This window comes from Pseudomonas sp. RW407, from assembly GCF_003176655.1.
Lineage (GTDB): Bacteria > Pseudomonadota > Gammaproteobacteria > Pseudomonadales > Pseudomonadaceae > Pseudomonas > Pseudomonas delhiensis.
The window spans coordinates 484,590-495,391 of the sequence record NZ_QGSL01000088.1; the positions used below are offsets into that span (position 1 = coordinate 484,590).

Below are 10,802 nucleotides of genomic sequence, written 5' to 3' on the forward strand. Positions count from 1 at the left end.
TTATCGGGCCCGTATGTCGGGGCAAGCCTTTTTGGTTCCTTTTGTGGCGTTTGACAAAAGGGACTCGCCCGAGGGGGCGAAACAAGAAGGTCGGGCAGACTCGGAGCGGCGCAGAAATACCCACGCCGAGGCAGCTGGGTTTCCGCATTCGCGGGAATGGCAAGGTTGAAGCGCGGGAAACCAAGGTTCGCGAGCAAGCTCGCTCCTACAAGAGCGTTTCCAGCGAAACATCGGTGCGTGTTCGCGGTTATCCGCCCCACGGGGAAAACCCCGGCCATGACGCCGATTTTGCCCCGGATCAACCCCTTTCGAGCCGCGTCTGGCCTAGACTTGCCTTATCGACAGAATGGACAAGGACCCACCATGGATTCCTTCGGCGTCACGCTCGCAGTCATCATCTTCGGCATGTTCATGCTCGGCATCGGCTTCACCATCCGCGAGCGGGGGGCGGGCGTGCTGCTCATGTGGGTCGGCGTGCTGAGCATGCTGTCGATCATCACCTACCGCATCTACCTCGCCACCTCGGCGGTCTGAGCGCCGCGCCAGCCGTGCATCGCCCGGGCGTAGCCGGCCGGGGCGAAGCGCAGGGTCACCCCCAGCATCAGCAGCACCGACAGCGCCAGCAGCGTCCAGGAGGCCTGGAAGCTGCCGGTGGTGTCGCGCAGCCAGCCGGTGACGTAGGGGATGATGCCGGTGATGATGAAGCCGATGCCCTGCACGAAGGCCGCCAGGCTCCCCGCCGGGCCGGGTTCGGCCAGGTGGTCGAGGGTCAGCGTCAGGCTCAGCGCGAAGCAGGCGCCCAGGCCGTAGCCGATCAGCGCCACCCAGGCCGCCGGCAGCCCCAGGGGCGCCAGCAGCAGGCCGGCGAAGCCGCCGAGCTGGATCAGCAGGCACAGGCACAGCCAGGGCCGGCGGTCCGCCGAGCCGCGGCTCAGGGCCGGCATGCTCAGGGCGCCGAGGACCTGGAAGATGGTCATCAGGCCGATCAGCTGGCCGCTGCCCTGGGCACTCCAGCCCAGTTGCCGGTAGAACATCGGCAGCCAGGCCACCATGCTGGTGTAGCCGCCGTTGATCAGCCCGAAGTACAGCGCCAGCAGCCAGGCCCGGCGGCTGCCGAAGAAGTGTTCGCCACGCCGCGCCACGCTGGGCACCGCCGCCTCGCGCGGGCGCGCCAGGGCCCACAGCAGCAGCCCCAGCACCGCCAGCGCCACCCAGGCGCCCAGGCCCAGCTGCCAGTGGCCGGAGCCGCCGGACAACACCGGCGCCAGCACCGCCGCGGTGCCGCCGCCGGCCATCAGAGAGGCCGAGTACAGGCCCATGGCCGCCGGCACCCGCTGCGGGAACCAGCGCTTGACCACCCCCGGCACCAGGGCCTGGATGATCGCCACGCCGGTGCCGGCCAGCACCGCGCTGGCGATCAGCGCCAGGCCGCTGTCCAGCAGCAGGCGCCAGGCGCAGGCCACGGCGATGGCCAGCAGGCCGCCGAGCATGCCGCGGCTCTCGCCCAGGCGCGGGCCCACCCAGGGCAGCGCCAGGGCGAACAGGCCCATGCACAGCACCGGCAGCACCGTCAGCAGCGACGCGCCCTGGAAGCCCAGGCCGGTGGCCTGGCGAATCTCCGCGAGCAAGGGGCCGATGGAGGTGAGGATCGGCCGCAGGTTGATGCCCAGGGCGACGATCACCAGCAGGCCGATCCAGCCGACCCGCGCCTTGCCGGTGCTCATGGGCGGCGCTCCCGCCAGAAGCCGTACAGCCCCTCCTCGTCTTCCGGGCGCAGCGCCTGCAGCGGCAACGACTGCCACTCCACGGGCTGCGCCATCTGCGCATAGACCGCCGCGGTGGACAGCCCGTAAGGCTCGCCGTCGGCGTTGGAATAGGCGTAGTAGGCGGCGCTGACGCCGCTCAGGTGCATGGCCGCCAGGCACATCGGGCACGGGTGGCCGCTGGCGTAGACCACGCAGCCGTCCAGGCGCGGGCTGCCCAGGGCGCGGCCGGCCGCGCGCAGCGCCAGCAGTTCGGCGTGGGCGGTGGGGTCGTGGTCCAGGTGGGTGCCGTTGGCGGCGCGGGCGATGACCTCGCCGCCGCGCACCAGCACGGCGCCGAACGGGCGGCCGCCAGCCTCGACGTTGGCCCGCGCCAGGGCCAGGGCTTCGCGCATGTATGCCAGGTGTTGCATGGGGGAATCCTCTTCGGCGGGGCCCATTGCGGCGCCCCCTTCGTCGAAAGGGATTATCCCGGCGCGGCCTTCCATGGTGAAATTAAATGGAAAAATGACTTCCAGTGGATTTCCGAATGCTAGACCCGAGCCTGCTGCGCAGCTTCGTCATGGTGGTGGACGCCGGCAACTTCACCCGCGCCGGCGAGTGGCTGCACCTCACCCAGTCCACCGTCAGCCAGCAGATCCTGCGCCTGGAGGAACAGCTGGGCTGCCGCCTGCTGGAGCGCAGCCGGCGCCAGGTGCTGCCCACCGAGGCCGGCGAGCGCCTGCTGGGCTACGCCCGGCGCATCCTTCAGCTCGGCGAGGAGGCCCGCGCCGCCCTTGGCGAGGAACACAGCGAGGGCGTGCTGCGCCTGGGCATGCCCGAGGACTTCACCGGCGAGTGCATGATGCCGCTGCTGGCGGCCTTCGCCTCCCAGCGCCCATGCCTGCGCCTGGAGGTGGCCAGCGGGCTCAGCCACGAGTTGCTGCGCCAGTACCGCAACGGCGAGCTGGACCTGGCCCTGGTCAAGCAATGGGGCGCCGACAGCGACTGCCTGGCGCGCTGGCCGGAGCCGCTGTGCTGGCTGGACAGCGCCGCCAACCCGGCGGCCGCCCGCGAGCCGCTGCCGCTGGTGGCCTTCCCGCTCGGCGCGCTGTACCGCCAGGAGATGATCCACGCCCTGGAGGCCCAGGGCCGGCGCTGGCGCGTCGCCTACGGCAGCGCCGCCCTGGCCAGCCTGTCGGCGGCGGTGGCGGCGGGCCTGGGCGTCAGCCTGCTGCCGCAGCGCTGCCGGTTGCCGGCGCACCGGGTGCTCGGCGCCGCCGAGGGGTTCCCGGAGATCAGCGGCCTGGAACTGGCGCTCTACGCCCGCGCCGACCTGCCCAGCGCCGGCCGTAGCCTGTGCGAGCGACTGCGCGAGCTGTGCGCACAACTGAGCCTCACACCGGCTGGGTGAGGCGGCCGAGGAACTGCTCGGCCGGGCACGGCTGGCCGAGCAGGTAGCCCTGCAGCGAGTCGCAGCCCAGGCGGGTGAGGAAGTCCTGCTGGCGCGGCGTCTCCACGCCCTCGGCGACGATGCGCAGGTCCAGCGCCTGGCCGAGGGCGACTATGGCCGAGACGATGGCGGCGTCGTCGCTGTCCTGCTCCAGGTCGCGGACGAAGCCACGGTCGATCTTCAGCTCGTTGGCCGGCAGGCGCTTGAGATAAAGCAGGCTGGAATAGCCGGTGCCGAAGTCGTCGATGGACAGGTCCACGCCCATGTCGGCCAGCTGGCGGAGGATCGCCAGGCTGTTGTCGGCATCGCGCATGGCGGTGGTCTCGGTGATCTCCAGGGTCAGGCAGTTGGCCGGCAGGGCGTGGCGGCGCAGGGTCGCGGCGACGCTCTCCACCAGCGCGGCATGGCAGAACTGCAGCGCCGACAGGTTCACCGCCACGCGCCAGTCGACATGGCCCTGCCCGTACCACTGGCGCATCTGCCGGCAGGCCTCGTCCAGCACCCAGTCGCCGATGGGGATGATCAGCCCGGTGCGCTCGGCCAGGCCGATGAACTCGTCGGGCATCAGCAGGCCGCGCTGCGGGTGCTGCCAGCGCAGCAGCGCCTCGGCGCCGATCAGGCGCTGGCTGGCGGCGTCGAACTTGGGCTGGTAGTGCAGCACGAACTGGCCCAGGCCCAGGGCCGCGCGCAGGTCCTGGAGCATCTGCAGGTGGTTGCGCGCGTTGGTGTTCATCGACTGCTCGAAGAAGCTGTAGGCGTTCTTGCCGGCGCCCTTGGCGTGGTACATGGCGGCGTCGGCGTTCATCAGCAGTTCCTGCTGGGTGGCGCCGTTGCCCGGGTAGAGGGCGATGCCGATGCTGCCGGAGATGCGCAGCTCCTGCTCGCCGACGCGGAACGGCTCGGCCAGCAGGCCGATCTGCTGCCCGGCCAGGGCCGCGGCGTCTTCCGGCGCCTTCAGCTCCACCAGCAGGACGAACTCGTCGCCGCCGATGCGCGCCAGGGTGTCCTCGCCGCGCAGGCTCTCGCGCAGGCGCCGGGCCACGGCCTGCAGCAGCTGGTCGCCGATGTGGTGGCCGAAGGCGTCGTTGACCGGCTTGAAACCGTCCAGGTCGAGGAACATCAGCGCGAAGCAGCCGCCATGGCGCTGCACCTTGGCGATCAGCTGGCCGATGCGGTCCTCCAGCAGCAGGCGGTTGGGCAGGCGCGTCAGGTTGTCGTGCAGGGCCAGCTGGGTGAGCTCCTGGTTGGCCTGCGCCAGGGAGTCGGTGAGCTGCGCGGTGCGCGCCTCCAGGCGGGCGTCGAGCACCGAGGTGAGCAGCGCGATGGCGAGGATGGCCAGGGTCACGAGGATCACCAGCAGTGCCAGCCAGCCATTGTCCAGCCCGGCCGGCGCGGCGCCGCAGAAACTGCCCAGGGGGAAGCGCGCGGCGGCCATGCCGGTGTAGTGCATGCCGACGATGGCCAGGCCCATCAGCAGCGCCGCGCCACCGCGCACCAGGCGCACGTAAGGGGTGTTGCGGCGCAGGCGGAAGGCGATCCACAGCGCGGCGCCGGAGGCCAGCGCGGCGACCACCAGGGACAGGCCGAACAGCAGCGGGTCGTAGTCGATGCCCGGCTGCATGAGCATGGCGTACATGCCCAGGTAGTGCATGCCGGCGATGCCGCAGCCCATCACCAGGGCGCCGGCCAGCAGCTGCCAGCCGGGCAGGTGCGGCTGGCCGACCAGGGCCAGGGCGAAGCCGGAGCTGAGCACCGCCAGGGCCAGGGACAGCAGCGTCAGGCTCAGGTCATAGCCCAGCGGGATGGGCAGGCTGAAGGCGAGCATGCCGATGAAGTGCATGGACCAGACGCCGATGCCCATGGCCACGGCGCCACCGCCGATCCACAGCAGGGCCCCGGCGCCCCGGGCCCTGGCGATGCGCCCGGCCAGGTCCAGGGCGGTGTAGGAGGCCAGGACGGCAACGAAGAGGGAAATCAGCACCAGCGCAAGGTCGTAACGGCCTGTCAGCATCTCGAATCTCTGGAGCGCGGCCCGTAGCGCGCGCAAAAAGCGCAGATTCTAGCCAAGCGCCAGCACCTCGAACCAGATGCATTTTCATTGCGCGACAGCCGCGGGTTTGCCGCTCGTCGGCCACAGCACCTAAGCTGAGCGGGTCCGCCCCCGCGAGGAGAGCGCAGCGCCTTGGCGAAAGTCCTGCAATTCCTGGCCCGGCCCTGGCGCCGCCTGGCCAACCCCTAACACCCGCTACCGCTACGCCGCGTGGATCCACTGCGTGCGCGTGGGCCTGGCGCTGCTGGCCTCCATCCTGCTCACCACCGGCATCGACATCCCCCACGGGCTCTGGGCCTCGGTCACGGTGCTGGTGGTGATGGGCGGCCTGGTGCACCAGGGCACCATCCGCGGCAAGTCCCGCGAGCGCACCCTGGGCACCCTGCTGGGCGCCGCGGTGGGCCTGGCGATCATCCTGGTGCACAACCTCACCGGCTCCGATCCGCTGGTCTATGTGCTGATGTCGGTGGCCGGCGCGGTCTCGGCCTTCTACGCCATCCGCCGCCCCGGCTACGTGGCGCTGCTGGCGGGGATCACCATGTGCACGGTGGCCGGGCATGGCGACAACAGCATGACCGAGGGCCTCTGGCGCATGCTCAACGTGCTGGTCGGCGTGGCCCTGGCGCTGGTCTTCGCGCAGATCTACCCGTTGCGCGCGGTCTACGTCTGGCGCTACCTGCTGTCGGACAACCTGCGCGCCTGCGCCCGCCTGTTCGGCCAGCTGAGCAGCAGCGCCGACCTGCGCGCCGAGCACTTCGCCAGCCAGCTGGAAGAGCTGGACCAGCGCCTGGTGGCCTCCCGCGCGCACCTGGCGCCGGTGGCGCGGGAAACCGGCATGCCGCTGCGCGAGCTGGAACTGATCCAGCGCGCCCACCGGGCCATCATGGGCACCCTGGAATCGCTGCTGGCCTCGCGCCAGTTCGCCGCCCAGGCCGGCGGGATCGCCCCGCTGCCGGCGGACCTGGAACCGCTGCGGCAGGCCATCGGCCGCCTGCTGCTGCAATCGGCCCATGCCCTGAAGTTCAGCCGCACCTCGCGCCTGGTCCAGGAATGCCAGGGCACCGCCCACCTGCCGCCACGCCCGCGGAGCCTGGCCGGCGCCTTCGAGACGCAGGGCTTCTACTGGCTGACCCTGCGCCTGTACGAGCAGGTGGAGCAGCTTTCCGCGCAACTGGCCGGCAGCGCCGCGCACTGGAACATCCAGAGCCGGGAGCGGCCGGCGGCGCGGTGAGGTTTCGGGAACTCAAAGCTCCAATTGCGCCGGCGCAATGCCGAGTGCCCCGGCGATGCGCGCGCGGGTGGCTTTCCTCGGCCGTGTCGAGGCCTCCTGCTGCGCATAGGCGGACTGCGTCACCCCCAGGCGCTCGGCCACCTCCAGCTGCGTCAGCCCCAGGTGCTCCCGCCAGGCCCTGATCGCGCTTGCACCATCCACCATGCGGCTGACCACGTCATGGGGAATCAGGTTCTCGTCCAGGCGGTGCTGCGCCACGTAATCGGCATAGGGAATCACCACGAAGGCCGGTTTACCGTCTGCGTCATTGATGATCTGCACCTTAGTAGGTTCGCTCATCGCGCTTCCTCACTTCTTGCACCGCAACGATCCTGATTTCACCGTCCCAATCGAACAGTACCCGGTAGTTGCCGACGCGAAGCCGGTAACCGTAGGCGTGATCGCTCAGTGCCTTCACTTGCCGGCAGTCGGGCATCCGCCTCAGCTCGCCAACGGCGTCGCGAACCTGCACCTGGTGACGCCTGTCCAGCCTGAGCAACTGCTTGACCGCCTTCCGCGTCCAGTTGACGGAGTTCATCGGATATTAGCCTTTTATTAGAGTTCCGATAAATACCTTATATCCATGCCAATCCCCGGGACTGCACTCCTCGAAAGCGACTCATGCCTTGGGCATTGGAGGGATGACGGGCAAGGCAGGTGGCGGTATTGCTTGCCGCCACCTGCCTCCGCGAAAGGTCTCAGGCCGCGAAGCCGCCGTCGATCAGCAGGTTGGCACCGGTGATGTAGGCCGCTTCCGGGCCTGCCAGGTAGGCCACGAAGGAGGCGATTTCCTCCGCGCGGCCGTAGCGGTCCAGGGCCATCAGGCCTTTCAGCGACTCGGCGAAGTCGCCGCTGTCCGGGTTCATGTCGGTGTCCACCGGGCCGGGCTGCACGTTGTTCACGGTGATGCCGCGCGGGCCCAGGTCGCGGGCGAAGCCGCGGGTCAGGCCGGTCACCGCGGCCTTGCTCATGGCGTAGACGCCGCCGCCGGCGAAGGGCATGCGCTCGGCGTTGGTGCTGCCGATGGTGATGATGCGGCCGCCCTCGCCCATGTGCCGGGCCGCGGCCTGGGTGGCGACGAATACGCTGCGCACGTTGACCGCCAGGGTGCGGTCGAAGTCTTCCAGGGTGAATTCGTCCAGCGGCGCCACGGCCAGCACGCCGGCGTTGTTCACCAGGATGTCGAGGCGGCCGAAGTGCGCGGCGGCGCGCTCGATGGCGGCCTTCAGCGAGTCGGCGTCGGCGCTGTCGGCCTGGATGGCCAGGGCGCGGCCGCCGGCGGCCTGCACGGTGGCGGCCAGGTCCTCGGCCTTCTGCGCCGAGCTGACGTAGGTGAAGGCCACGGCGGCGCCGTCGCGGGCCAGGCGCTGGACGATGGCCGCGCCTATGCCGCGCGAGCCGCCCTGGACGAAGGCGACCTTGCCGGCGAGGGGAGTGTTGGGGGTGCTGTTGCTCATGTCGGTGCTCCGGGAATGGGGGAAGGTGAAGCGACGGGCACAGTCTCCTCCCGCGATTCATTACCCGGTAGCCGGTAATCGCTATATTCAGTCGATCCATCCGGTTTACACGAGCGCGCCATGGAAACCCTCAACAGCCTCGAATGCTTCGTCCGCAGCGCCGAGGCCGGCAGCTTCGCCGCCGCGGCCCGGCGCCTGGGCCTGACGCCGGCGGCGGTGGGCAAGAACGTCGCCCGCCTGGAGGCCGGCCTCGGGGTACGCCTGTTCCAGCGCAGCACCCGCAACCTCAGCCTGACCGAGGCCGGCGAACGCTTCCTGGCCGAAGTGGCGCCCGGCCTGGGCAGCATCCGCAACGCCCTGGCCAACCTGGCCAGCGCCGACGGCCAGCCCGGCGGCACCCTGAAGGTCAGCATGGGGCTGGTGTTCGGCCGCGACTACATCCTGCCGCTGCTGGGCGAGTTCCTCGGCCGCTACCCGGCGATCCGCCCGGACTGGCACTTCGACAACCGCCAGGTGGACCTCATCGCCGAGGGTTTCGACGCCGCCATCGGCGGTGGCTTCGAGTTGCCGCCGGGGGTGGTGGCGCGGCGCCTGTCGCCGGCGCACCTGGTGCTGCTGGCCAGCCCCGCCTACCTCGACGGCCGCCGGCCGATCCGCACGCCGGCGGACCTGGCGCAGCACGACGGCATCCGCATCCGCTCGCCGCAGACCGGCCGCGTGCGCCCCTGGGGGCTGAGCCACCGCGGTGACAAGGGCCAGGCGCCCATCGCGCTGGGCGAGCGCATGTTCATGAGCGACCCGGAGGCGGCCTGCCATGCCGCCCTGCAGGGCCTGGGCATCACCCTGGTGAGCATGCAGCACGCCCTGCCCTACCTGGAGTCGGGCCAACTGCAGCGGGTGCTGCCGGACTGGTACGTGGACGCCGGCATCACCAGCGTCTACTACACCGCCCACAAGCTGCTGCCGGCCAAGACCCGCGCCTTCGTCGACTTCGTCCTCGAGCACTTCCGTGCGCAGCGGCTGGAGCGGCGGTTTTCCGCGCTGTAGCGAAAACGGCGGATAACGCCTGGGGCGTTATCCGCCCTACGGGACGGGCGCGCGGAGGCCAGGGGCGAAAAAAATGACACGACCGGCGCGGGGGCCGGTCGAAACAGGCGTCAGGTATTCCTGGCCACCTTGATCGACATCAGGTGAAGCGGCATCCACGGGCCCACGGGCTTGCCCCCGTGCAGCCCCACCCCCAGGTTCGCGATGAACCCATCCAGGAGACAGACCCATGAAGAAGATCGCCCTCGTTGTCGCCGCTGCCCTGGCCCTGCCAATGGCGGCCATGGCCGACAGCAAGCTTTGCGATGGCAACCTGAGCCAGCTGAAGGACTTTCTCGCCACGGCCAGCAAGAACGCCACCGGCGTGAAGGTCAACGTGGTCCAGGAGCATGTCGACCAGGCCGAGAAGGCCCGCGCCGCCGGCGACTACGAGTCCTGCGTGAACCACACCACCCAGGCGCTGCGCATCATCCGCAAACCGGCCAACCGCTGACCGGGCCCCGCCCGTGCGGGAGCCCGCGCCGGGCTCCCGTCACCCCGCGCCCGGGCATTGCACGCCGGGCGCGGTTCTCCCACCTCAACCGCAGTTGAGCCCGCGCACCAGTTCGCGGTCGTCGACATTGATGTTCAGCCGCTGCGAGTTGTACTCCAGGGTCACCGCGTCATGGGGGTGCAGCACGCGCGCGTTCTGCGCGCCGGCATCGCGCCGGGCCTGCTCCACCAGCGCCTGGGACAGCGGCTTGCCGACCAGCGACTGCACCGCCCCGGCATTGCAGCGGCCAGCTTCGGGCGCGGCGGCCGGGGATTCGGCGGGCTTGTCGGCGCTGCTGCAACCGGCCAGCAGGATGGCGCCGAACAGCATGGCCGGCAGGGCTCGATTCAAGGGCATAAAGCCTCCTTGGCTTGAGGGAAAACCCCAACCATAACAAGCCGCGCCGCCGCAGGCCCGGTTTTTGTGTTGCCGGCTGCATCGAAGAAACCCCGGAACGACCGTATGGCGCCCTTTACACAGGATTTACACAGCGCCGGTTACACTTTGCCTGAACAGAATGTCTTAGAAGTATCCGACCTCAAGGCCGGAACTTTCAGGAGGTAAGACAGATGATTCGCCGGATTCCGCAACTCGCCCTGGTGTTGTGCGCATCCTTCGCCCTGGCCGGGCAGGCATCGGCCAACAGCAACACCGATGCCGCGGCCATAGGCGCGGTGGTCGGCGCCGTCGTGGGTGGCGCTGTCGTCGCCGGCGCCTCCGCGCCGCCGGCACCGGTCTACGTGCAACCCGCCCCGCCGCCGGCCTACTACTACCCGCCGGCGCCGGTGTACTACGCCCCGCCGCCGCCAGTGGCCGTGGTGGTGCCGCCGCCGGTGCGCTACTACCGGCCGGTGTACTACGGTCCGGCGTACTATGGGCCACGCTACTACGGGCCGCCGCATGGCTACTATCGTGGGTATCGCCACTGGTGATGGTGCGCGGGTCATGAGGAAACGCCGTTTTCTTTAGTAAGGGGAACGGCGTTTTTCATTTCCAACGAGGGGGCGAGGCTGTTGTAGGAGCGTGGGGGATGCCTGGTTCTTGCTCGCGAAGCTTGGGCCCGCACACCTCACTTCAACCTCGTCATTCTCGCGAATGCGGGAACCCAGTGGCTTGGGGCTCGGTGTAGCGCGCCGCTCCGAGTGCGTTGATATCTCTCGTTTCGCCCCCTCGGGCGAGTCCCTTTTGTCAAACGCCACAAAAGGAACCAAAAAGGCTTGCCCCGCATACGGGCCCGATGGAGCCGGGCTA

At 69.8% G+C, this 10,802-nt stretch carries 13 protein-coding genes; 6 read left to right on the forward strand and 7 right to left on the reverse strand.

The window, feature by feature from the left end:
- Window positions 1-363: 363 nt before the first annotated feature.
- Window positions 364-534 carry a hypothetical protein gene (locus DK254_RS34315; RefSeq protein WP_009622326.1) on the forward strand — a complete coding sequence of 57 codons (171 nt, stop codon included), beginning with the start codon at window positions 364-366 and terminating at the stop codon, window positions 532-534.
- On the opposite strand, the gene DK254_RS08780 is transcribed toward DK254_RS34315, so the two are convergent.
- Together DK254_RS08780 and DK254_RS08785 are read right to left on the reverse strand one after the other, a co-directional pair.
- Window positions 510-1,724, reverse strand: a complete 1,215-nt coding sequence (locus DK254_RS08780; RefSeq protein WP_109933471.1) for a CynX/NimT family MFS transporter — start codon at window positions 1,722-1,724, stop codon at window positions 510-512. The two genes, DK254_RS34315 and DK254_RS08780, sit on opposite strands and share 25 nt — an antisense overlap.
- Window positions 1,721-2,176, reverse strand: coding sequence for a nucleoside deaminase (locus tag DK254_RS08785; RefSeq protein WP_109933472.1), 456 nt, complete (start codon window positions 2,174-2,176; stop codon window positions 1,721-1,723). The genes DK254_RS08780 and DK254_RS08785 overlap by 4 nt, the downstream gene beginning before the upstream one ends.
- A gap of 116 nt (window positions 2,177-2,292) precedes the next feature.
- On the opposite strand from DK254_RS08785, the gene DK254_RS08790 reads away from it, so the two are divergent.
- Entirely contained in the window at window positions 2,293-3,156 is an 864-nt protein-coding gene (locus tag DK254_RS08790) for a LysR family transcriptional regulator (RefSeq protein WP_109933473.1), read from the forward strand.
- On the opposite strand, the gene DK254_RS08795 is transcribed toward DK254_RS08790, so the two are convergent.
- Window positions 3,140-5,206 carry a bifunctional diguanylate cyclase/phosphodiesterase gene (locus tag DK254_RS08795; RefSeq protein ID WP_109933474.1) on the reverse strand — a complete coding sequence of 689 codons (2,067 nt, stop codon included), beginning with the start codon at window positions 5,204-5,206 and terminating at the stop codon, window positions 3,140-3,142. The genes DK254_RS08790 and DK254_RS08795 overlap by 17 nt on opposite strands.
- A 262-nt stretch (window positions 5,207-5,468) precedes the next feature.
- Here DK254_RS08795 and DK254_RS08800 point away from each other — a divergent pair, with 262 nt between their 5' ends.
- The gene (locus DK254_RS08800; protein ID WP_256595836.1) at window positions 5,469-6,476 is read left to right on the forward strand and encodes an FUSC family protein; all 1,008 of its coding nucleotides are present in this window, start codon (window positions 5,469-5,471) and stop codon (window positions 6,474-6,476) included.
- Between the two features lie 12 nt (window positions 6,477-6,488).
- Here DK254_RS08800 and DK254_RS08805 read toward each other — a convergent pair whose 3' ends face one another.
- The 3 genes from DK254_RS08805 to DK254_RS08815 all read right to left on the reverse strand — a co-directional run bounded on the left by DK254_RS08805 (window position 6,489) and on the right by DK254_RS08815 (window position 7,972).
- Window positions 6,489-6,815 (reverse strand): helix-turn-helix domain-containing protein, encoded by a 327-nt coding sequence (locus DK254_RS08805; protein ID WP_089394314.1) that lies wholly within the window; start codon window positions 6,813-6,815, stop codon window positions 6,489-6,491.
- The gene (locus DK254_RS08810) at window positions 6,799-7,053 is read right to left on the reverse strand and encodes a type II toxin-antitoxin system RelE/ParE family toxin (RefSeq protein WP_109933475.1); all 255 of its coding nucleotides are present in this window, start codon (window positions 7,051-7,053) and stop codon (window positions 6,799-6,801) included. Before DK254_RS08810 ends, DK254_RS08805 begins: the two co-directional genes overlap by 17 nt.
- Window positions 7,054-7,213: 160 nt before the next feature.
- A complete protein-coding gene (locus tag DK254_RS08815; RefSeq protein WP_109933476.1) occupies window positions 7,214-7,972 on the reverse strand; it encodes a 3-oxoacyl-ACP reductase family protein in 759 nt (252 codons plus the stop codon).
- 120 nt (window positions 7,973-8,092) lie between these two features.
- On the opposite strand from DK254_RS08815, the gene DK254_RS08820 reads away from it, so the two are divergent.
- Window positions 8,093-9,019, forward strand: coding sequence for a LysR family transcriptional regulator (locus DK254_RS08820; RefSeq protein ID WP_109933477.1), 927 nt, complete (start codon window positions 8,093-8,095; stop codon window positions 9,017-9,019).
- 229 nt (window positions 9,020-9,248) lie between these two features.
- Window positions 9,249-9,512, forward strand: coding sequence for a hypothetical protein (locus DK254_RS08825; protein ID WP_109933478.1), 264 nt, complete (start codon window positions 9,249-9,251; stop codon window positions 9,510-9,512).
- Between the two features lie 84 nt (window positions 9,513-9,596).
- Here the strand turns inward: DK254_RS08825 and DK254_RS08830 are convergent, their stop codons facing one another.
- Window positions 9,597-9,908 carry an I78 family peptidase inhibitor gene (locus DK254_RS08830; RefSeq protein ID WP_109933479.1) on the reverse strand — a complete coding sequence of 104 codons (312 nt, stop codon included), beginning with the start codon at window positions 9,906-9,908 and terminating at the stop codon, window positions 9,597-9,599.
- A gap of 212 nt (window positions 9,909-10,120) precedes the next feature.
- Here DK254_RS08830 and DK254_RS08835 point away from each other — a divergent pair, with 212 nt between their 5' ends.
- A complete protein-coding gene (locus tag DK254_RS08835; RefSeq protein WP_089394318.1) occupies window positions 10,121-10,483 on the forward strand; it encodes a hypothetical protein in 363 nt (120 codons plus the stop codon).
- Window positions 10,484-10,802 lie beyond the last annotated feature (319 nt).